The 22218-nt window shown below is 66.8% G+C and carries 18 protein-coding genes; 9 read left to right on the forward strand and 9 right to left on the reverse strand.

From position 1 onward, the window contains the following. Positions 1-3: 3 nt before the first annotated feature. Together N2602_RS20225 and N2602_RS20230 are read left to right on the forward strand one after the other, a co-directional pair. Positions 4-1506: a class I adenylate-forming enzyme family protein gene (locus N2602_RS20225; RefSeq protein WP_260379210.1), complete on the forward strand. Its 1503-nt coding sequence runs from the start codon at positions 4-6 to the stop codon at positions 1504-1506. Positions 1507-1592: 86 nt separating this feature from the next. Continuing rightward, entirely contained in the window at positions 1593-2816 is a 1224-nt protein-coding gene (locus N2602_RS20230; RefSeq protein ID WP_260379211.1) for a GGDEF domain-containing protein, read from the forward strand. Positions 2817-2946: 130 nt separating this feature from the next. Here the strand turns inward: N2602_RS20230 and mfd are convergent, their stop codons facing one another. After that, the gene (gene mfd, locus N2602_RS20235; RefSeq protein WP_260379212.1) at positions 2947-6465 is read right to left on the reverse strand and encodes a transcription-repair coupling factor; all 3519 of its coding nucleotides are present in this window, start codon (positions 6463-6465) and stop codon (positions 2947-2949) included. Beyond that, the gene (locus N2602_RS20240; RefSeq protein ID WP_260379213.1) at positions 6462-6752 is read right to left on the reverse strand and encodes a succinate dehydrogenase assembly factor 2; all 291 of its coding nucleotides are present in this window, start codon (positions 6750-6752) and stop codon (positions 6462-6464) included. Before N2602_RS20240 ends, mfd begins: the two co-directional genes overlap by 4 nt. Positions 6753-7148: 396 nt before the next feature. Here N2602_RS20240 and N2602_RS20245 point away from each other — a divergent pair, with 396 nt between their 5' ends. The 3 genes from N2602_RS20245 (at position 7149) to recG (ending at position 11197) form a co-directional block, all read left to right on the forward strand. Beyond that, positions 7149-8339, forward strand: a complete 1191-nt coding sequence (locus tag N2602_RS20245; RefSeq protein ID WP_260379214.1) for an RNA ligase RtcB family protein — start codon at positions 7149-7151, stop codon at positions 8337-8339. Continuing rightward, a complete protein-coding gene (prfH, locus tag N2602_RS20250) occupies positions 8336-8959 on the forward strand; it encodes a peptide chain release factor H (RefSeq protein WP_260379215.1) in 624 nt (207 codons plus the stop codon). Before N2602_RS20245 ends, prfH begins: the two co-directional genes overlap by 4 nt. 129 nt (positions 8960-9088) lie before the next feature. Next, the gene (gene recG / locus N2602_RS20255) at positions 9089-11197 is read left to right on the forward strand and encodes an ATP-dependent DNA helicase RecG (RefSeq protein ID WP_260379216.1); all 2109 of its coding nucleotides are present in this window, start codon (positions 9089-9091) and stop codon (positions 11195-11197) included. Positions 11198-11267: 70 nt separating this feature from the next. On the opposite strand, the gene N2602_RS20260 is transcribed toward recG, so the two are convergent. The 5 genes from N2602_RS20260 to glmS form a co-directional block, all read right to left on the reverse strand. Beyond that, a complete protein-coding gene (locus N2602_RS20260; RefSeq protein ID WP_260379217.1) occupies positions 11268-11639 on the reverse strand; it encodes a VOC family protein in 372 nt (123 codons plus the stop codon). Between the two features lie 95 nt (positions 11640-11734). Then, a complete protein-coding gene (locus tag N2602_RS20265; protein WP_260379218.1) occupies positions 11735-12424 on the reverse strand; it encodes a YafY family protein in 690 nt (229 codons plus the stop codon). A gap of 64 nt (positions 12425-12488) precedes the next feature. After that, positions 12489-13346, reverse strand: coding sequence for an NAD(P)-dependent oxidoreductase (locus N2602_RS20270; RefSeq protein WP_260379219.1), 858 nt, complete (start codon positions 13344-13346; stop codon positions 12489-12491). Between the two features lie 103 nt (positions 13347-13449). Beyond that, on the reverse strand, positions 13450-14223 hold the full coding sequence (locus N2602_RS20275; RefSeq protein ID WP_260379220.1) for a DUF502 domain-containing protein: 774 nt from the start codon (positions 14221-14223) through the stop codon (positions 13450-13452). 84 nt (positions 14224-14307) lie between these two features. Then, positions 14308-16134 carry a glutamine--fructose-6-phosphate transaminase (isomerizing) gene (gene glmS, locus N2602_RS20280; protein ID WP_172783753.1) on the reverse strand — a complete coding sequence of 609 codons (1827 nt, stop codon included), beginning with the start codon at positions 16132-16134 and terminating at the stop codon, positions 14308-14310. 224 nt (positions 16135-16358) lie between these two features. Between glmS and N2602_RS20285 the strand changes: the two genes are divergently transcribed. Beyond that, positions 16359-16577, forward strand: coding sequence for a hypothetical protein (locus tag N2602_RS20285; RefSeq protein ID WP_212257132.1), 219 nt, complete (start codon positions 16359-16361; stop codon positions 16575-16577). A gap of 33 nt (positions 16578-16610) precedes the next feature. Here N2602_RS20285 and N2602_RS20290 read toward each other — a convergent pair whose 3' ends face one another. After that, on the reverse strand, positions 16611-17624 hold the full coding sequence (locus tag N2602_RS20290; RefSeq protein WP_260379221.1) for an NAD(P)-dependent alcohol dehydrogenase: 1014 nt from the start codon (positions 17622-17624) through the stop codon (positions 16611-16613). Between the two features lie 112 nt (positions 17625-17736). Between N2602_RS20290 and N2602_RS20295 the strand changes: the two genes are divergently transcribed. Next, a complete protein-coding gene (locus tag N2602_RS20295; RefSeq protein ID WP_260379222.1) occupies positions 17737-18660 on the forward strand; it encodes a LysR family transcriptional regulator in 924 nt (307 codons plus the stop codon). A gap of 73 nt (positions 18661-18733) precedes the next feature. Here the strand turns inward: N2602_RS20295 and glmU are convergent, their stop codons facing one another. Further along, the gene (glmU, locus tag N2602_RS20300; protein WP_260379223.1) at positions 18734-20089 is read right to left on the reverse strand and encodes a bifunctional UDP-N-acetylglucosamine diphosphorylase/glucosamine-1-phosphate N-acetyltransferase GlmU; all 1356 of its coding nucleotides are present in this window, start codon (positions 20087-20089) and stop codon (positions 18734-18736) included. Positions 20090-20265: 176 nt separating this feature from the next. On the opposite strand from glmU, the gene N2602_RS20305 reads away from it, so the two are divergent. After that, entirely contained in the window at positions 20266-21630 is a 1365-nt protein-coding gene (locus N2602_RS20305; protein WP_260379224.1) for a hypothetical protein, read from the forward strand. A gap of 112 nt (positions 21631-21742) precedes the next feature. Beyond that, a complete protein-coding gene (locus N2602_RS20310; protein ID WP_172783747.1) occupies positions 21743-22183 on the forward strand; it encodes an MgtC/SapB family protein in 441 nt (146 codons plus the stop codon). The last annotated feature ends 35 nt before the right edge of the window (positions 22184-22218 follow it).

Consider the following 22218-nt stretch of genomic DNA (forward strand, 5'->3'; position numbering starts at 1 on the left):
GCCGTGAACCAGCCAGCCGTATCGCCGACGCTCGACACATTGTTTCAGCGCACGCTGACGCGGCAGCCGCGGGCGACCGCCCTGCTCGATCCGCTCAACAAGGCGCGCGTCACGGGGCACCAGCCGCGGCGGATGACCTATGCCGAGGCCGATACCGCCATCGAGGCGCTGTCGGCGCATTTCGTCGAATCGGGCCTGCCGGCCAATTCGGTCATCGCGATCCAGTTGCCCAACACGGTCGAGTTCGTGCTGACCGTGCTCGCCGCCCATCGCGCCGGCCTCGTCGTCGCGGTGCTGCCGCTGCTGTGGCGCCATGCGGAACTGACCGCCGCGCTCAACCGCACCGCCGCGCGGGCCATCGTCACCATGAGCACGGTCGATGGCGTCAGCTATGCCGAGCTCGCCATGCACGCCGCGGCCGAGGCGTTCTCGATCCGGCACGTCTACGGCTTCGGAACCGACCTGCCCGAAGGCATGGCTTCGCTCGACGACGTCCTGGCGCGCCCGCCCGGCACCACGCGCGCCGTGATCCAGGACGGCCGCAAGGCGGCCATGATCTCCTTCGATGTCACGGCTGAGGGCTTCCGGCCGGTGCCGCGCCCGCATTTCAGCCTGATCGCGGGCGGCCTTGCGATGTCGCTCGAAGCCGACATCAAGCAGGGCGCGACGGTGATGGCGGCATTCACGCCGATGTCGTTCGCAGGGCTCGCCTCCTCGCTCGCGGTGTGGTTGCTCTCGGGCGGCACCCTGGCGCTGCATCATCCGTTCGAGAACGATGTGCTGGAGCAGCAGATCAACGAGCACGAATGCGAGGTGCTGATCGCGCCGGCGCAGCTCGCGCTGCGGCTCGGCGATGCCGACCTCGCGGCGCGGATGCCCACTTTGCGCAACGTCATCGGCCTGTGGCGCGCGCCCGAGCAGGTGGCGGCGAGCGATGCCTGGATCGCGCCGCACGCGCCGCTGACCGACGTCTATCTGTTCGGCGAGGCCGGTTTGTTCGGCGCCCGCCGCGGCGAGGACGGCATGCCGGTGCCGGTGATGCCGGGGCCGCACGGCGCCCCGCGCGAGCAGTCCGGCTCCTCCATCGCCGGCGAGATCCTGCTGACGCCGAAGGGCACGCTCGGCCTGCGCGGCGCGATGGTGCCGATTGCAGCCTACGCCCCGCCGCAGCCGGTCGGCGAGACGCTGACGGCGCAGCCGCCGCGCGACTATGTCGACACCGGCTATGCCGCGCGGCTCGACCGCCCGAGCGGCGCGATCTGCATCACCGCGCCGCCCTCCGGCATCATGGCCGTCGGCGGCTATCGCTTCCTGTCCAACGACCTGCAGGAATGGGCGCGCCGGCTCGGCCAGGGTGCCCTGCTCACGGCGCTGCCCGACCGGCTCTCGGGCCACCGGCTCGCCGGGCGCGCCCAGGACAATGCCCGTGCCCGCGAGGCGCTCAGCGAGCTCGGGCTTAACCCCCTGATGGTCGAGGCTTTTCGGGACCGCTCCGGGGCGGCCTAGGCGCGGTTTCAGCGCTTGCGTTGACGCAGCATTAAGGCGGCCAAACTAGATTGCGCGGCATCTGTTGCGTGATCTTGAGTGACTCGATGTCCCAGGCGGGCCCGATCCTGTTTGTGTCCGATGCCGAACGTCCCGCCTTCGTGGCGGCGCTGGACGAGGCCCGGCTCTTTCCCGTCGTCGACACCGACTGGACCAGCGCATCGCGCGCGGTCGACGAGGTGCAGCCGGCCGCGGTTCTCGCTGCGGTCCATGCCGGACACGAGCCGCATGTAACGCGGCTTGCTAAGAAGATCGCCGATCAATCGCCTTACCTGCCCTTCGTGGCCCTGGATGCGGCGGGCACGCTGCCGCTCAACGCCCTGCCCTTCTCCTCGCGCGGCGGCAATCCTGACCGGCTGATCGCGCGGCTCCGGGCTGCGCTGCGCGTGCGTACATTGCACGCAACGGTTCTGCGCCGGCTGCCCGAAGTGAAGTTCGCGCTGCCGCAAGGCGATCCCGCACGCGACGCCACCGTGCTCCTGATCGGCCGCGGCGCGGCCTATCCCGCGCTCTCCGTCGCGCTCGGCGAACGCATCGGCGTGGTCGGCGCGCTCTCGATCGAGGCCGCCGCAAAACACCTCAACACCCGCGATCTCGACGGCGTCGTGCTCGCCGAAGGTTTTACCGCGCGCGTGACCGATGCCTTCCTCACGGTGCTTACGGAGGACGCTCGATTTCGCAACCTGCCTGTGGTCGTCACCGCCCACCAGCTCACCCAAAGCTACGACTTGCCCAATCTCGAGCTGATCGCGGGCGAGCCGGCGAGGATCGCGGCTAACGCGCTGCCCCTGATCCACCAGCACGCCATGGAAGCGCAGCTGAGCCGCACCTTGCGCTCGATCGATGCCGGCGGCTGGCTCGATCCGCGCAGCGGCCTGCTCACGGTGGAAGCCTTCGCCCGTGATTTCGCCAAGGCAGTGGAGCAGACGCTCGCCCGCGGCGGCGGCCTCTCCGTCGCCCGCTTCGCCTTCGACCCCAACAATTCCCGCGCCCAGCTCGACGCCGCGCGCATTTTGAGCCGCCTGATGCGGCAGATGGATTTTGGCGCGGCGCAGAAGGACGGCTCGGTGATCGTGGTGTTCGCCGAGACCGACTTCCGCACCGCGCATATGATCGCCCGCCGCCTGTCGGCGGTGATGCGGCACACCTCGAACGGCAAGCACGAGATGCGCAGCGATCCCGTGGTCAGCGTGGACTCGCTGTCGCCGTCCGATACGGCAAGGTCCTTGCTGGCGCGGCTGTCGGCGGACGCGTCACGGGCGGCGTCGTAGTTTTTCGCGAGCTGCCAGCAACAACCACCGTCATTGCGAGCGCAGCGAAGCAATCCAGACTCTCTCCGCGGAGAGACTCTGGATTGCTTCGTCGCAAGGGCTCCTCGCAATGACGTGGTGAGAGCCGGGCCTACGCCGCTTTCTTGCTTTCCGCGAGCTGCGCCAGCTGCCGCATGATCTCCGTCGTGCCGGCGAGGCGCTCTTCCGGCGTTTCCCAGTCCTGCAGGAACACCACCTTCATGTCGGGCCGCACCTTGGCGGCCTGGCCGTGGCTGCGGATGAAGGTGACGAGGCGATCGGGATGGGCGAAGGAATTGTCGCGGAAGACGATGACGGCGCCCTTCGGGCCGGCGTCGATCTTCTCGACATTGGCCCGGCGGCAGAACGCCTTGATCGCGGCGACCTTGAACAGGTAGCGGACTTCGTCCGGCAGCACGCCGAAGCGGTCGCGCATCTCGGCGCCGAAATTCTCGATCTCCTCCTCGGTGTCGAGATCGGCGAGGCGCCGGTACAGCGACAACCGCACCGAGAGGTCGCTGACATAGTCCTCCGGGATGAGCACGGGCATGCCGATGGTGATCGACGGCGACCAGCGGTCGGCGGCGGGCTCGGACACGCCGGCCTTGAGATTGACGATCGCCTCCTCCAGCATCGATTGATAGAGCTCGAAGCCGACCTCCTTGATGTGGCCGGACTGCTCCTCGCCCAAGAGATTGCCGGCGCCGCGAATGTCGAGGTCGTGCGAGGCGAGCTGGAAGCCGGCGCCGAGCGTCTCCAGCGATTGCAGCACGGTGAGCCGGCGCTCGGCCTGCGCCGTGATCTTCTGCTGCGCCGGCAGCGTGAACAGCGCGTAGGCCCTCAGCTTGGAGCGGCCGACGCGGCCGCGCAGCTGGTAGAGCTGGGCAAGGCCGAACATGTCGGCGCGATGCACGATCAGCGTGTTGGCGTTGGGAATGTCGAGGCCGGACTCGACGATCGTGGTCGACAACAGAATGTCGAACTTGCCGTCGTAGAACGCGGTCATGATGTCCTCGATCACGGCGGGCGGCATCTGGCCGTGCGCGACCGCGACCTTCATCTCGGGCACGTTCTTGTCGAGGAAGTCCTTGACCTCGGCGAGATCGTCGATGCGCGGCACCACGTAGAACGCCTGGCCGCCGCGATAACGCTCGCGCAAGAGCGCCTCGCGGATCATCAAGGGATCGTGCGGGGCGACGAAGGTGCGCACCGCCAGGCGATCCACCGGGGGCGAGGCAATGATCGAGAGCTCGCGGACGCCGGTGAGCGCCAATTGCAGCGTGCGCGGGATCGGGGTTGCCGACAGCGTCAGCACGTGGACCTCGGCACGGAGCGCCTTCAACCGCTCCTTGTGGCTGACGCCGAAATGCTGCTCTTCGTCGACGATGAGCAGGCCAAGGTCGCGGAACTTGATCGTCTTGCCGAGCAGCGCATGGGTGCCGACGACGATGTCGACCGAGCCGTCGGCGATACCCTTCTTGACCTCGTTGAGCTGCTTGGTCGGGATCAGGCGCGAGGCTTGCGCGACGTTGACAGGGAAGCCTTTGAAGCGCTCGGTGAAGGTCCGATAGTGCTGGCGCGCCAAGAGCGTGGTCGGCACCACGACCGCGACCTGCTTGCCGTCGAGCGCGACGGCAAAGGCGGCGCGTAGCGCTACCTCGGTCTTGCCGAAGCCGACGTCGCCGCAGATCAGGCGATCCATCGGGCGGCCCTTTTCGAGATCCTTCAGCGTGGACTCGATGGCGCCGAGCTGGTCCTCGGTCTCGTCATAGGGGAAGCGCGCGCAGAACTCGTCGTAGACGCCCTGCTGCACCGGCAGCTTTGGCGCCTCGTGCAGCATGCGTTCGGCCGCGATCTTGATCAGCTCGCCCGCGATCTCGCGGATGCGGTTCTTGAGCTTCGCCTTGCGTGTCTGCCACCCCGAGCCGCCGAGCTTATCCAGCTCGACCGTGGTTTGATCGGAGCCGTAACGCGACAGCAGCTCGATGTTCTCGACCGGAAGGAACAGCTTGGTCTCGGCCGCATAGTGCAGCTCGAGACAGTCATGCGGCGCGCCGGCAACGTCCAGCGTCTGCAGGCCGATGAACCGGCCGATGCCGTGATCGACGTGGACGACGATGTCCCCGGCGGTGAGGCTCGTCACCTCCGAGATGAAATTGTCGAGCTTGCGGCTGGCCTTGCGCGGCCGCACCAGGCGGTCGCCGAGAATATCCTGCTCGCTGATGACGGCGATCTCGTCGGTCTCGAAGCCGCTTTCGAGGCCGAGCACGGCGAGCATGGTCTCGTTGCGCGGCGTCGCCTGCACCGTCCGCCAGGAGTTGACGCTGGTGGTGTGGGTGAGCTTGTGGTCGCGCAGCATCGAATTCATGCGGTCGCGCGAGCCCTCCGTCCACAGCGCGATCACGACCTTCTTGCGCTGCGCCTGCAGCGCCATGACGTGGCTGACCACGGTTTCGAACACGTTGACATTGCTGTCGTTGCGCTCCGGCGCAAAGTCGCGGCCCTTGCGCGCGCCGGCATCGACGACTCCGGTGCCGTCGGTCGGCACCGAGAACGGCGTCAGCCGCGCCAGCGGGATCTCGCCGAGGCGCTTGCCCCATTCCTCCTCGGTCAGATACAGCCGGTCGGGCGGCAGCGGCTTGTAGATGGCGCCGCCGCCGGGATGCTCCATCGCCTCGCGCCTGGCCTCGTAATAATCGAGGATCTGCTTGAAGCGCTCGCGCACGGCGTCCTCGGCCTGCGGCTCGATTGCGACGGATGCGCCTTGCAGGTAGTCGAACAGCGTATCCATCCGGTCCTGGAACAGCGGCAGCCAGTGCTCCATGCCGGGATGGCGACGGCCCTCGCTGACCGCTTCATACAGCGCATCGTCGCGCTCGGGCGCGCCGAACTCGGCGACATAGCCCATGCGGAATCTGCGGATGGTGTCGGTGACGAGCTGGAACTCCGAGACCGGCACGAGGTCGAGCGAGCGCATGTCGAGCAGCGTGCGCTGGGTCTCGGCGTCGAAAGAGCGGATCGATTCCAGGCTGTCGCCGAAAAAGTCGAAACGCACCGGCTGCTCGAGGCCGGCCGGAAACAGATCCAGAATGCCGCCGCGCACGGCGTATTCGCCGGGCTCGCGCACGGTGGAGGAACGGTTGTAGCCGTTGTGCTCGAGCCAGGCCACGACGGTGTCCATCGGCACGACGTTGCCCGGCGCGACCGAGAGCGCCTGCGCCGCGACGAGCTCGCGCGCGGGCACGCGCTGCACCACCGCGTTCACCGTGGTCAGCACGATCAGCGGCTTGTCGCTACCGGTGAGCGAGGCCAGCCGCGCCAGCGTGGTCAGGCGCTGCGCGAGAATGCCGCCATGTGGCGAGACACGGTCATAGGGTTGGCAATCCCAGGCGGGGAAGGTCAGCACCGGCAGATCGGGCGCGAAGAACCGCAGGGCCCGCTCGAGCGACTGCATGCGCCCGCCGTCGCGGCAGATGACCGCAAGGCTGACGGCCGGCTTCTTCGGCCGCGCCGCGATGGCACGGGCGAGATCGGAGACGACGAGGCCTTCGGCGCCCTCGGCGACATTGGCAAGCGTCAGCGCGCGGCCGGGCGCGAGCAGCTCGGCCGGAGATTTCATCCCCTGCTTCATGCGTTGCCGTCCGCGATCGGAAACCCCTTGATGCGGGCAAACAGCGCGCCGGTGACGTCGGTCGGCAGCACCTTGTCGCCGGTGATGGCGGCGTAGAGATCGGGATCGTTGACCTCGAGCAGGCGCTCGAGCTCGCCGAGCTCGGCGTCGGACAAATTGCCGATCTCGGCATCCGCGAAGCGGCCGAGGATCAGGTCCATCTCGCGCGTGCCGCGATGCCAGCAGCGGAACAGAAGCCGCTTGCGGCGGTCATCCAGCCCGCTGCTCGATCGTGTCGTTCCCGTCATGTCTCAAATCCAGTCAAACGCAGAAAGCCCGGACGTGCCGGGCGGGGGTGATATAGGCCCTGCCCCCTGGAAAGTCAGCAGTCTTCCCCGCGAGGATCCGTGCAAAAATGCCGGGTGTGGCCTGCAGGTCCGATCGCCGGACCCACCCGCAACGGGAAGAGCCGCGCCACCGCCACCCAGCAACTGTGACTTGCGGCCTTGCAATTTCGCCGCTATGTCTGTCGCCCGATCCGGCGCCCTTCTGGCGCGATCATCTCTGGGAGAAGGCTCGATGACGATCATGTCTCGCCGCCCCGTCGAGGGCATCGCCTAAACCGCGCGAGCGTTGGCCGCGCCGTTAGGGAAACCACGCGCGCCTCGCGCGTGTCGACGATCCCTATCTCCTGAAAGCTTTCAATGGGCACTTTTCCCAACGTGGACGGCCGCGCGCCGATCCACCTCTTCGCCTCGTCCAAATCGTGGATCGAAGGCAACGCAACACTGCAACTGGAACAGGTCGCGGGTCTCGCCGGAGTGCGCGCGGTCGCGGCTATGCCCGATCTGCATCCCGGCAAGTATGGCCCCGTCGGCTGCGCCATTCTGTCCGAGCGTATCCACCCGCAACTGGTCGGCTCCGACATCGGCTGCGGCATGGGCCTGTTCGAGCTCGACGTCGCAGCGCGCAAACTGCGGCTCGATCATCTTGCCGAGCGCATGCACGCGCTCGACCAGCCCTGGGACGGCGGCGTCGAGACCGCGCTTGCCGACGCTGAGCTCGGCGCCACCGCCTTCGATGCCGCGCTCGGCAGCATCGGCGGCGGCAATCATTTCTGCGAGCTCCAGGCCCTCGATGAGATCCTGGCGCCGGACGCAGCTGCACGCGCCGGCCTCGACCGGAACCTGGCCTATGTCCTGGTTCACTCGGGCTCGCGGGGTCTCGGTTTCTCGATCCTGGAGCGGGCCTTGCAGGGCGGACAGGGGTCGCTGTCCATTGGCAGCGACGCGGCAAATGCCTATCTGGCGGACCACGATCACGCGGTGCGATGGGCGAAGCTCAATCGCCGCATCATTGCAGAGCGGACCGGAGTTGCCGCGCGCGCCGGTCTGCGTCCGGTGAGCGACCTCGCGCACAACATGGTCGAGTGCCGGCATGACGCCGCCGGTGACGTCCTGGCGCTGCATCGCAAGGGAGCGGCGGCCGCCGATCGCGGACTGGTGCCGGTGCCGGGGTCGCGCGGAACGCTGTCGTATCTGGTCGAGCCTTTGGCGGACATGCAGGCCGAGGCGCTTGCATCGCTCGCGCACGGGGCGGGGCGCAAATACGACCGCGCGTCCATGCATGGCCGCGTCCGGGTCAAGAAGTCGGACGTCGCAAAGTTGGAACGCAACCCGTTCGGCGGCATCGTCGTCTGCGGCGATCGCGGCCTGCTCGCGGAGGAAGCGCCGGACGCCTACAAGAGCATCGAGCGCGTCATCGCCGATCTCGTGGAGTTCGGTCTCGTGCGCGTGGTGGCCACGTTCCGGCCGCTGCTGACCTTCAAGAAGAGCCAGTCCACCGCCGCGGCGAGCGGCAAGCGCGACAGGAGCTGGAAGGAGGATCGCCGATGATCCGGCTCCTGTTCACCAGCGGACGCGGTCCGGCGGAATGCCGGATCGCGGTCGCGAACGCCGTTGCAGCGCTCATCACCGAAGCGACCGCGCTCGGCTTCGATACCGACCATCTCGAAGGCCCCCGCCCCGACAAGCACGGTCCGGCATCGGCGGTCGTTGTCGTCCATGGCGATGGCGCGGCTGCCTTTGCGCGGCCGTGGATCGGCGCGATCCAATGGACGGCGCAGAGCCCGCTTAGGCCGCATCACAAGCGCAAGAACTGGTTCATCGGAATTGTCGAGCTTCCCGCGCTGCCGGACGCGCCGAAGGCGATCAGCGCCGGGGACGTTCGCTTTGAAGCTTTCCGTGCCGGCGGCCCGGGCGGCCAGCACCAGAACAAGACCGAAAGCGCCGTGCGGGCCGTCCACCTTCTGAGCGGGCTTGCGGTCGTGGCGCGCGAAGAACGTTCGCAGCATCGGAACAAGGCGCTGGCACTGGACCGGGTGGCGGCCTTGCTCAGGCTGCAAGGCGAGCTGGCCGCGATCGCCGCCCGGACCGAGGCGCACGCGGCACACGACCAGCTCGAGCGCGGCCGGCCGGTCAAGCGGTTCAAAGGCGCGGCGTTTCACGCCGCGTAGCATGATCGCGCCTGGACCGGCAGCATTCCGCCGGTCCAGGCAGGCCCGTCATGGCTAGGCCGGAATAAAGCCGTGGACGTCCCGCACAAAACTGGCCATCACGACAGCGAACGGTTCTGGATTCCACGAATGCGCCCCAGCCTGCTCAATCCGCTGTTTGCTCCCGTGACCAGCCTGCCCGGCGTCGGTCCGAAGCAGGACAAGCTGCTGCAGTACCTGCTCAGCCGCAGCGAGACGCCGCGGCTGGTCGATCTGCTTTTGCATCTGCCGAGCCAGGTCATCGACCGCCGCGCCCGGCCGAAGATCCGAGACGCGGCCGTTGGAACCATGGTGACGCTGGAGGTCACCGTCGATCGCCACCGCCCGCCACCGCCGCGCAACGCGCGCGCGCCGTATCTGGTCTATGCCAGCGACGATACCGGCGACGTGGTGCTGACCTTCTTTCGCGCCAAGCCGGGCTATGTCGAGAAGCTGCTGCCGATGGGCGCGAAGCGCTACGTCTCCGGCACGCTGCAGATGTATGACGGCATCCCGCAGATCGTGCATCCCGACCGCGTGCTCGACGAGGAGGCGATCTCGAAGTTGTCGGGGATCGACCCGGTCTATCCGCTGACGGAAGGGCTCGCGCTGGGCTCGCTCCGCCGCGCGATCGCGCAGGCGCTGCAAAAGCTTCCCGCTTTGCCGGAATGGATCAGCCCGGAGGTGCTGCGCCGCTGCGACTTCCCGCCGATCGCGGAAGCGCTCAATCGCGTGCACCAGCCGGTCGAGCTGACCGACATCTTGCCCGACCGGCCGTTCTGGTCGCGCCTCGCCTTCGACGAGCTGCTGGCCGGCCAGCTCGCGCTTGCCCTGATCCGCGCGCAGCTGCGCCGCCCCGCCGGCGTGCGCAATGCCGGCGACGGGCATCTGCGCAACAAGATCATCGACGCCCTGCCTTACGCGCTGACACCATCCCAGCGCAGCGCTGCGGCGGCGATCGCCGAAGACCTGAAGCAGCCGGTGCGCATGCTGCGCCTGCTGCAGGGTGACGTCGGCTCCGGCAAGACCGTGGTGGCGCTGCTCGCTGCCGCCGCGGTCGCCGAGGTCGGCAAGCAGGCCGCGCTGATGGCCCCGACCGAAATCCTGGCGCGCCAGCACATCAAGACCATCGCCCCGCTTGCGGAGCGCGCGGGATTGCGCGTTGCCATTCTCACCGGCCGCGAGAAGGGCAAGGAACGGCGCGAGATCATCACTGAGCTCGCCGCGGGCGAGATCGACCTGCTCGTCGGCACCCATGCGCTGATCCAGGACGATGTCATCTTCAGGGATCTCGCGCTCGCCATCGTCGACGAGCAGCACCGTTTCGGCGTGCGCGAGCGCCTCGCGCTGACGTCCAAGGGCGAGGCCGTCGACGTGCTGGTGCTGAGCGCCACCCCGATCCCGCGCACGCTGGTGCTGACCTATTTCGGCGACATGGACATCTCCGAGCTGCGTGAAAAGCCGGCCGGCCGCCAGCCGATCGACACCCGCGCCGTGCCGATGAGCCGGATCAGCGAGGTCATGGAGGGTATCGGCCGCGCGCTCGAAGCCGGCAAGCTGGTCTACTGGATCTGCCCGCTGGTCGAGGAATCCGAGGCCGAGGGCACCGAGCATCTCACCAACGCGACCAAGCGGTTCGAGACCTTGCAAAAACGTTTCGGCGACCGCGTCGGCCTCGTCCACGGCCAGATGAAGGGCACCGAGAAGGACCGCGTCATGAGCCAGTTCGCCGCCCACGAGATCGGCCTCCTGGTCGCCACCACCGTGGTCGAGGTCGGCGTCGACGTTCCGGCCGCGACCATCATGGTGATCGAGAACGCCGAACGCTTCGGTCTTGCCCAGCTGCACCAGCTCCGCGGCCGCATCGGACGCGGCTCGGAGGCGTCAACTTGCATCCTGCTCTATGGCGAGCCGCTCGGCGAGATGTCGAAGGCGCGCCTGAAAGTGATCCGCGAGACCACCGACGGCTTCCGCATCGCCGAGGAAGATTTGAAGCTGCGCGGCGAAGGCGACGTGCTGGGCGTGCGCCAGAGCGGCCTGCCCGGCTACCGCATCGCGCGCCCGGAGGTGCACGGCCAGCTGATCGCCCAAGCCAGAGACGAGGCGCTTCGGATCCTCAAAGAGGATCCGAAGCTGAAGGGCGAGCGCGGCGAGGCGCTGCGCTGCCTGTTGTATCTGTACGAACGGGACGAAGCGATCCCGTTGATCGGGGCGGGATAGGCGATGAAGCCTTGAGCCCGGCCGATGCGCACATGCTCGGCCGAGGCGACGGCGATCCAGCTCCGCGGGCTCACGCGGCCTCCGGCGCGAATACGCGCAAGCGGTGACCATCCGGATCGAGCGCGACGAAGGTCGTGCCGAAGTCCATCCGGGTCGGCGCGTGGGCGATCGCAAGTCCGCCCCTTTTCCAGGCCGTGTGTGTTTCCTCCACGGCGGCCGCGTCGCTGACCGTAAACGCCACCTCGCTGCTGCCGGGCTGCCCGGCGGTCTTCGGTTCGACGGTGGCGCGCGACCACAATCCGAGCATCACGCCGTCACGCAACGGCAGCATGGCAAATGTCGGCGACTGCTCGATGATCGGGATACCCAATAGCTCGTTGTAGAACTTGGCGCTTGCCGCCGGGCTTTCGACATGGAGCAGCAGGAAGCTGAAGTCTGGCATGTGAGGTCTCCTCGTTCGGCGCTCGGTGACGTGAGCGCGACGCAGAGACCTATAGCTCGGCATGCTGTCAGTTTATGTCAGCAGCGTCGAGGCCATCACTGCTCCGGCACGCCCTCCAGAGCGCGCCATTCCTTCAACAGCGCGGCGCGCCGTCGTGGATAGCGTTTGGCCGTCGATTTCAGTGCCGTGATGCGGTCCGTTCGGAAGTGCCGGTAGCCGTCACGAAGCTCGCACCAGGCGACGACGACGCGCACGCGATCGAAAAAGGCCAGAGCGAACGGCCAGATCGTGCGCCGCGATGGACTTCCCTTGCCGTCGGCATAGGCGATCTGCATCTTGCGCTCGGCACGGATCGCGTCGCGGATCGATGCGAGTTCGATATCCCCGGCCGCGAGCGCTTCACCCGGGCCGATCAGCAAGCTCGACGCATCGAGGCCAGCGCGCAAGTCGTCCGGAAGCACCGCTCCGATCTTGGCGAGCGCGTTGCGGGCGGCGTCGCCGAGTGGCTGATCGGCGCGTTCCGCCACCCACCGTGAGCCGAGCACCAGCGCCTCGATCTCCTCCTCGCTGAACATCAGTGGCGGCAGCATGAAGCCGGGCCGCAGCACGTAGCCGACCCCGGCCTCGCCGTCGATGTGCGCGCCTTGCGCCTTCAAGGTCTCGATGTCGCGGTAGAGCGTGCGGAGCGACACGCCGACCTCGTCGGCGAGCGCGGCGCCCGCGACCGGCCGTCGATGCCGGCGCAGCACCTGAATCAGATCGAGCAGTCGTTGCGAGCGGGACATGGGCGAGCCTCATGCGAGGCATATTACGTCATGCTGCCAAGACATGGCAGCATGAGAACGCGGCCTAGGTCTTCTTCCGCGCGATGCTCGCCGCGAAGGCCTTCATCAACGCGGCGTCCGCCGCCTCCCCCTTCGCATCCTCGGCGAGATGCTCGAACCATCTCGCAAAACCCTCGTAGATCTGGCTGGCCGGATGATCGGGCCCGAGGAATCCGGAAATCTCCCGCATCTCGGCAACCCAGCGGTAGGCCTTCGGGATCATGTCGGGCAGTGCGACTTCGAGCCGGGCCAAAATGGCGGGCTGGCTCAGCGCGAGTTCGTCGCGCAGCGCATCGGCCGCGCCCGCCTTCGTGGCCGCGATCACCATCGCCGAGCCGATGCCGGCAAGACCCTTGACGATGCCGGCATAGGACATTTTCAACGCCGACGCCGCGCCGACCGGGCCTTCGACGATCCGCACGTCGAGGCCAAGATCCCCAAGCGCGGCGACGTCCTTGGCGTGCTCGCCGGACATGTAGAAGGCCGGGCTCTTGCCCCCTCGCTGCGGCGGAAAGCCGATGATGCCGGCATCGACGAACGGCGCCTGCGCCGAGCCGATGATCTCCTCGATTCTTTGCACGGTATCGACATTGACGGCGTTGCAATCGACCACGATCGGCTTCTTCTCGCGCCTGACGATCAGCGCGGCCAGCCGTTCGGCCAGCGCGACGGCTTCGCCCGGCGGCACGATCGAGAGGATGATGTCGGCGTCCGCGATCGCGTCGTCCTCGGCGCCGATCATGCCGGCATCCGCCGCGCGTTTCAGCGTCGCCTCGCTCCGCCCCTTCAAGGACGTCAGCACGCGCGCACCGTTTTCGCTGAGACGGCGGGCCACGGCGCTTCCCATGGCGCCGGGGGCGAGGATCGCAATGGTTTTGGACATCATGCACTCCAGCTCGAACGCCGAGCGGCACGCCCGGTCGACCTGAGACTAGCAGAGGACGAATGCGCCGACGTGAACGCGACCATCCCGCGGCGGAATGGCCCTACTCCGCCTTCGCAGGCTCGGGCCGGAGCGTGGAGGAGGCATTGGCGATACGCGCGGCATTCGCCATGCCCGCAAGCGCGGCCGCCTTCTTCGGATCGGGCGCCGAGCCCGGCTGCACCACGCCGGCCGACATGATCAGCGTCGCGGCGTCTTCGGCGGTGAGATCGACCTCGATGATCTTGCTCTTGGGGACATAGAAGAAGAAGCCGGTGGTCGGGTTCGGCGAGCACGGCAGGAATACCGAGACATGCTCCTCCTGCCCCGGCAGGCTGCGCGAGATGTCCTCGTTCGGCGATTGCGAGATCAGCACGATCGACCACATGCCCGGCGAAGGAAACTCGACAAGGCCGACTTTCCGGAAGCTCGAGCCCTTGCCCGAGAACAGCGTCTCGAACACCTGCTTCAGGCCGCGATAGATCGCGCGCACCGCCGGGATCCGGCCGAGAAAGGTCTCGCCGACATCGACCAGCGTGCGGCCGATCAGATTGGCCGCGAGGAAGCCGACCAGCGTCAGCGTGAAGAATGCGACAATCAGTCCCCAGCCGGGAACGACGTAAGGGAGATAGGTTTCCGGGCGATAGGCCAGCGGCACGAACGGCCGCACCACGCCGTCGACCCAGGTGACGAACCACCAGACCAGATAGAGGGTGATCGCAATCGGCCCCGTCACCACGAGGCCGGTCAGGAAATAATTGCGGAAGCGGCCCATCAGGCCGGTATGCGGTTCCGGGAGGGGATCAAGAGGCGCAGGCGCGTCGTCGCGGGGGGTCATTCGGGTTCCAGGTCGGTCGCTACCAACAAGCTAGGGTCTTCTAGCAGGTTTTGGAAGACTGCGGCCGACCGATATCCCGATTGCCTATTCGACAGTCACTGATTTGGCGAGATTGCGCGGCTGATCGACATCGGTCCCCATCACGACGGCCGTGTGATAGGCGAGCAGCTGCACCGGGACGGCATAGACCATCGGCGTGAAGGCTGCCGCCATGTCGGGCATGACGATGGTGACGAGCGATTCGACGGTCGCCTCCGCCGCGCCCTTGGCGTCGGTCATCAGGATGATGTTGCCGCCGCGCGCGGCGACCTCCTGCATGTTGGAGACGGTCTTCTCGAACACGCGGTCGTGGGGTGCGATGACGACGACCGGCATGGTCTCGTCGATCAGCGCGATCGGGCCGTGCTTGAGCTCGCCGGCGGCATAGCCCTCGGCGTGGATGTAGGAGATCTCCTTCAGCTTCAGCGCACCTTCGAGCGCCAGCGGGAAGCTGGTGCCGCGGCCGAGATAGAGCACGTCGCGCGACTTGGCGATCCGGTATGCGAGCTTCTCGATCTGGAGTTCGGTGGTGAGCGCGTCCGCCATCAATCGCGGGACCTCGACGAGCCCGTGGACGAGCTTGGTCTCGTCCTCATCCGACAATTCGCCGCGCGCCTTGCCGGCCGCGATCGCAAGGTTTGCCAGCACCATGAGCTGGCACGTGAAGGCCTTGGTCGACGCGACGCCGATCTCCGGTCCCGCCAGCGTCTGCAGCACGGTCTCGCTCTCGCGCGCGATCGTCGAGGTCGGCACGTTGACGACGGCGATCGTGTGCACACCCTCGGCCTTGGCATAGCGCAGCGCCGCCAGCGTGTCGGCAGTCTCGCCGGACTGCGAGATGAAGATGGCGAGATCGCCCTTGCGCAAGGGTGCCTCGCGGTAGCGGAATTCGGAGGCGACATCGACCTCGACCGGCACGCGCGCAAAGCGCTCGAACCAGTATTTTGCGACGAAGCCGGCATAGCTCGCGGTGCCGCAGGCGGTGATATTGATGCGCTGGATATTCTTGAAATCGAACGGCAGCTTGACCGGCAGCGCGACGCGCTCGGTCGCCATATCGACGTAGCGCGCCAGGGTGTGGCCGACCACCTCCGGCTGCTCGTGGATCTCCTTGGCCATGAAGTGGCGGTAATTGGCCTTGTCGACCAGCGAGGTCGAGGCGGCGTGCCTGATCTTGTCGCGCTGGACGGCATGGCCGTCCTTGTCGAAGATCGTCGCACTCTTGCGGGTCAGCACGGCCCAGTCGCCGTCCTCGAGATAGCTGATCGTGTCGGTGAACGGGCCGAGCGCGATGGCGTCCGAGCCGAGATACATCTCGCCGTCGCCATAGCCGATCGCCAGCGGCGGGCCGTTGCGGGCGCCGATCATGAGGTCGTTGTCGCCGGCGAAGATGAAGCCGAGCGCGAAGGCGCCGCGCAGGCGCGCCAGCGTCAGCTTCACCGCTTCCACGGGTTTGTTGCCGCGCGTGAGCAAATCGTCGACGAGATGCAGCACGATCTCGGTGTCGGTCTCGGTGTGGAACACCGTGCCCTTCGCCTCGAGCTCCTCGCGCAGCTCGCGGAAATTCTCGATGATGCCGTTGTGGACCACGGCGACGCGCTCGGTCGCGTGCGGATGGGCGTTGTTGACGGTCGGCTTGCCGTGGGTAGCCCAGCGGGTGTGACCGATGCCGGTGGTGCCCTTGAGCGGCTCGGCCTCCAGCCGCTTCTCCAGGTTCTTCAGCTTGCCCTCGGCGCGGCGGCGCTCGAGGTGCTTGCCTTCGAGCGTGGCGACGCCCGCGGAATCGTAGCCGCGATATTCGAGACGTTTGAGCGAATCCACCAATTGCTCTGCAACCGGCTCGCGCCCGAGAATGCCGACAATCCCGCACATGCGGACCACTATCCCCCAAATCGTCGAAAAATCGCCTAAACGACGCGCTCGGTTTTTAGCGAAAATCCCAGGGAACCAGATACTCAATAATTATTGCTGATTGAGACAGCACTGGCCCGCGACCTCTGCTTTCGCCTGCGTCGAATTGGCCGGCCTTAAACCGCGCAGATTAACCTCTTGTCAACGAATTTGGCCAACGATTTCCGTCCAGGAGAGTAAAAGTCATGAAGGGCTCGTCCGACCGCAAAGGTTTGTCGTCGACGTATCTGCGCGCCAGCGAGACCACGGGCACGCACCTTGCGCATTGGCCGCCGCCGCTGCGCGGCAAAGAGAACAAGCCCCTTTTCATCAAACATCCCGAAGGCGAGCCGGCGAAGCGCGCCAAGCCGCGCGGCTGGCGCCTGACCCGCGCGATCTTCTCCGAATTCGCCGACGACGAATAGCCTCTCGCAGCGTCCCGTGCATCGCCTGCTTGATCACCGTCCAACGGTGATGACGACTTTGCCAAACGGGCCCTGGGCGAAAACATCGAGGGCTGAGAGGAAGTCGGCGAACTCGAACTCGGCTTCGATCACCGGCTTCAGGCCGATCCGGTCAACCGCGCGCACCAAGTCCTGGAGCCCGCGCCGATGTCCCACGTAAATGGCCTGGATCGTCGCCTGCGCCAAGATGGCGGGCACTGAGGGAAAGCTGGAGTTGAAGCTGTCAATCACGCCAATCAAGGAGATGCGGCCTCCCGGCGCGATGGCCCTCACCGAATTTGCGAGGTTGTCGCCGCCAGCCATCTCCAGAATATGGTCGGCGCCCCGTCCGCCTGTGAGCTCCAACACTGCCGCGGCCCAGTCCGGACTCGTGGTTCGGTTTATTCCGTGCCGCGCCCCAAGTGCCTTGGCCCGCGCGAGCTTGGCGTCGCTGCTCGAAGTGACGATCACCTCTGCACCGGCGGCTGCGGCGAGTTGGATCGCGAAGATCGACATGCCACCCGTACCCTGAACCACCACGATCTCGCCAGGCCGTATTCGCCCAAGCTCCACAAGGCTGGTCCATGCGGTGAGCCCGCAGCACGGCAGGGTGCTCGCCTCTGCGTACGACAAGCTCTCGGGCGCCTTGACCAGCCAAGCCTCGGGGACGACCACGTACTCAGCCAGCACACCCGGCACCGGTCCCCCGAAGCTCGCCACCACGCCGGCGATGCGCGGGGGCGGACCGTCCATCCAGTCCGTGTTGAAATTGTTGATCACCCGCTCGCCCATGGTGAAGCGCGACACGCCAGCGCCCAAGGCCTCGATTTCTCCGGCAAGATCGGAGCAAGGCGTGAACGGCAGGCCGTAGCTCGCATAGCCGTTGTTGTCGATCGAGAGGCGATCTCGATAATTGAGTGACACAGCGTGCACGCGCACCAACACCTCGCCAGTACCGGGCGACGGCCGGGGGATCTCTGCAAGCTTCAGACAATCGCGTCCAGGCCCTCGAACCTGCCAAGTCTTCATCGCGCTCTCCAACCTGTCGCACGCTCCGAAGGTGATCTATATTGGGGTTCAGACGTCCGCATTGGCGGTCATTTGTCCGTTCAATGGCGATAGATCTTCTCCTGAGGCAGCCATGGTCGATCGTTTGAGCGGAATTTCCGTTTTCGTGCAGGTCGCGGATTCCGGCAGTTTCGCGCGCGCCTCTGAACAACTCGGTCTCACCAGATCAGCGGTCGGCAAGACGATCGCCCGCCTGGAGGAGCGGCTGGGCGTCCGCCTCTTCAACCGTACAACCCGCGCGCAAAGCCTGACCGACGAGGGCCAGAGCTTCTATGAGCGCTGCCAACGCATTCTGGCCGATATCCAAGCGGCCGAAGCGGCGTTGGGTGGCAGTGATCGCTCGCCAACAGGGGTGCTCCGCGTTAGCGCTCCAGTCTTGCTGGGTCGGCTCTGCGTCGCGCCCATCCTGGTCGGGCTGACCCGTCGGCACCCCTCCATGGAGCTTGATCTCCGGTTCGCCGACCATCTTGTCGATCTCGTCGAAGAACGGATCGATTTGGCCGTGCGGATCGGGCCTTTGCCCGACCGTGCCGGACTGATCGCGCGCAGCCTCGACGCATTCGACATGGCGGTGTGCGCAGCGCCGACCTACCTCGCGACGCGGGGCTGCCCATCCGATCTAAGCGAGCTCCCAAGCCACGATTGTCTACCCTATGCCCGTCGTGGCGGGCGCGCCGAGCCCTGGCGGTTCGCGACGAAGGACGGTGCCGTGATCGAATTTGCCGTCGGCGGCCGTATTCGGCTGGACGACCTGGAGGCCGTGGCCGAGGCTGCGGTGGATGGCGCTGGGATCGCTTGCCTTCCGACCTGGTTGGTCGACAGCCGGCTCCAATCAGGTCAACTCGTGAGGGTTCTCAATGGCCACCGAGCTCTCGGCAACTCTGTCTACGCCGTGTGGTCCCAGACGGCACATGCGCCTTCAAGAGTCCGCTTGGCGGTGAACGAGCTGAGACAGTGCATGCCGGCCAGGCTAGCTCGGCCGGATGCAGCGCACTGAGCAGATCAAGCGCTCCTTGCAGTTCCGTGATCCAGCCCGCATTCCCTTAGTTAGGGCTACGCCTTGACGAGGATCACTTCTCCGGCTTCTTGCCGCCGGTCTTCAGCTCGCGATAGCGCGCCGCGCCGCCTTCGCGGATGGTCTGCTGGTTGCGCTCCAGCGCCATCGCGTCGTCGGGTACGTCCTTCGTGATCACCGAGCCCGAGCCGATATAGGCGCCCTTGCCGATCGTCACCGGAGCGACCAGCGAGGAGTTGGTGCCGACGAAGGCGCCCTGCCCGATCACCGTCTTGTGCTTCTTGAAGCCGTCGTAGTTGCAGGTGATGGTGCCGGCACCGATGTTGGAATTGGCGCCGACGGTGGCGTCGCCGATATAGGAGAGATGGTTGACCTTGACGCCGGCCTCCAGCGTCGCCGCCTTGGTCTCCACGAAATTGCCGATGCGCGCGCCGTCGCCGAGCGAGGTGCCGGGCCGCAATCGTGCATAGGGACCGATCGAGACCTTCTTGCCGAGCGTGGTCTCGACGATATGCGAGAACGAATGGATCACCGTGCCGTCCGCGATCGACACGCCGGGGCCGATCACCACGAACGGCTCGATGGTAACGTCCTTGCCGAACACGGTGTCAGTGGACAGATACACCGTCTCCGGCGCGATCAGCGTGACGCCGGCCTCCATCGCCGCCTTGCGCAAGCGCGCCTGCATCACGCTTTCCGCTTCCGCGAGCTGCGCCTTGGTGTTGATGCCGCGCACTTCGTCCTCGCTGGTCTCGATCACCACGGCCTCCCATCCCTGCCTGCGGACGATTTCGACCGCATCCGTCAGATAATATTCGCCCTTGGAATTCGCATTGCCGATCTGCCCGAGAATGTCGAGCGCACGGCGGCCGTCGATCGCCATCACGCCGGCATTGCACAAATCGATCTTGCGCTCGTCCGCGCTGGCGTCGGCCTGCTCGCGGATCGCAACCAGGCGGTCGCCCTCGACGATGAAGCGGCCGTAGCCGGCCGGATCGGCGGCGCGAAAGCCGAGCGCGGCAATCGCGGCGCCGCGGGCGAGCGGCGCGCGCAGCCGCGCAAAGGTCTCGGCCGAGATCAGCGGCGTGTCGCCGAACGCGATCAGGAGATCGTCGACGCCGCGCCCGATCGCCTCGCGCGCCGCCAGCACCGCATGCGCGGTGCCGAGCCGTTCGGCCTGCACGAAGGTCAGCGCGTCGGGGCGGATACGCTTGGCCTCGTCGGCGACTGCCTGATGATCGGGGCCGATCACGACCGCGAGCGAGGTGCCGGTTCCCTTGGGTGCGGCGGCGAGCACATGGGCGAGCAAACTCTGGTGAGCGACCGGATGCAGCACCTTCGGCAGGCTCGATCGCATGCGCGTGCCTTCGCCGGCGGCGAGCACGATCGTAAGGCTGGAACGGGCGGTCATTGAAATCCTGACAGCTATTGGCCGAATCAAAATTGGTGCGGACGGGCGGCGAGGCCCTCGGAAGCTATCGCCTAGCTACCCCCGCAAACGCCCGGAATTCAAGTGCGGCGCGCTTTTCCTGTTAATGTTCCCTGATTGATTCGGGGAAGCCGGACAGGGCTGGGCGCTTAACATTCATGGCAAAGGATTCCGACCCACTGGCGGATGCCTTCTCCACCAAGGAGACCGGCGGGCTGTTCTCCGGACTTTTGGCCGAGGAAAGCGCCTTCGACCGGCGCCTGATGTGGCGGCTGGGCTCGTGGGGCGTGGCGGCCGTCGGCGCCGTCGTCGTTGCCGTGATGGCCAACCAGGCCCAGCTCGGCTGGCGGCGCGACCAGGTTGCATCCGCCGATCTCGTGCGCCAGGCCGACCGGCTGCAGCTGCTGACCAAGGAAAGCCAGAACGAAGCGCGCCGGCTCGCCGCCGCCATCGAGACGCTGAACAGCGACCGCGACCGGCTGTATTCGCGCGTCACGGTGCTGGAGCAAGGGCTCGATTCCGTCACCGGCGCCATTGCCAAACAGGCCGCCACACCGCCGGGCGCGAAGCCGCAGGACGCAGCACCAGCGCCCAGCATCGCGCCGGTCGCCTCGACGCCGGCGCCGGCGGGCGAGAAGCCGCGCACCGAAGCCGCCAAGGATGCTCAGAAGGACACGCCGAAGGAAGCGCTGAAGGAGCCGCCGAGCATGCCGCCGCAGACCGCGGCCGCTGCCTCGCTCGTGCAGCAGAATCCAGTCACGAATTCGGCGCTGCCGACCATTCCGCTGGTGCCCGCCAAGTCGCTCATGGCCCCGCCGGATCCGGCCGCATCGAAACTGATTCAACCCGAGCCGGCTGAGAAGGCCGCCGAGAAGAAGACCGAGCCGGCACCCGCCGCGGCCGAAATCGTCGTGGCAACAACGAAAGCGCCGGACGCAGCCGAGACCGAAGCCCCTGCCATCGCGGTTCAGCAGACGCGCTTTGCGATCGATCTCGGCGGCGCCAATTCGATCGACGGCCTGCGCGCGCTCTGGCGCGGCGTGACCAAGTCCAACCCGGAAATCGCAGCGCTGCGGCCGATCATCATGATCAAGGAAGGCACCACCGGCCTCGGCATGCAGCTCCGCCTCGGTGCCGGCCCTCTGGTCAACGCCGCCGCCGCCGCAAAATTCTGCGCGAGCCTCGCCGAGAGCAGCGACCGTCACTGCGAGACCACCGTGTTCGACGGCCAGCGCCTGTCGATGCGCGGCTCGGAGAAGACGCCGGACAAGGGACCAGAGAAGTCCCAAGACAGGGTTCAGGACAAGAACTCCGAGAAGAACCAGGACGCCGCTCCGCAAGCCGAAACCGCGCCGGCGCCGAGTGCAAAGCCCGAGAAGCCGGACAAGCGCCGCCGCAGCTATTCGTCAAAGCGCTCCTCGAAGCGCGAGGAGCCCGCGCCCCCACCCGCGGCGCAGCCGGCGCCGGCCAAGCCGGAGACCGCGTCGGCGACATCGACGCTGTCGTCGTTCTTCAGGCGCTAGAACGCCCCGTCCGCGACGGAAGCCGCTTGCATGCGGCGATCGGACGCTGGCCTTTTGCAACGGGTTTGCGTTCTTTCACGGCGCCCCGCCTTTCCTAGCTTTGCGGAATTCGATGAACGAACTTGATGATGTGCTGAGGCTGCTCGTCGCCGCAGGTACGGGCCTCCTGATCGGCATCGACCGTGACATGAACGACAAGCCGGTGGGAATGCGAACCCTCGCGCTGGTCGCTCTCGGCTCCGCCCTGGTGTCGATCTCCGTGATCGAGTTCCAGAATTTGCGCGACCACCCGGATGCGATCTCCAGGGTCATCCAGGGCGTCGTTGCCGGCGTATTGACCGGTGTCGGCTTCATCGGCGCAGGCGTCATCCTGCACGACAGCAAGGCGAAGACGGTTCACGGCCTCACCACGGCCGCAACCGTGTGGATTGCGGCCGGCCTCGGCATCGCCTGCGCACTCGGCGCGTGGCTGCTGGTCGGCGCCGCGATCGCGGTGACGCTGCTCGTGCTGTTCGCTCTCGGCTGGGTCGAGCGCCGGCTGGGCTTGAAATAGGGCGCCAGGGACATGCCGGAACATACCAAATGATA

The organism is Bradyrhizobium sp. NC92, assembly GCF_025200865.1.
GTDB lineage: Bacteria > Pseudomonadota > Alphaproteobacteria > Rhizobiales > Xanthobacteraceae > Bradyrhizobium.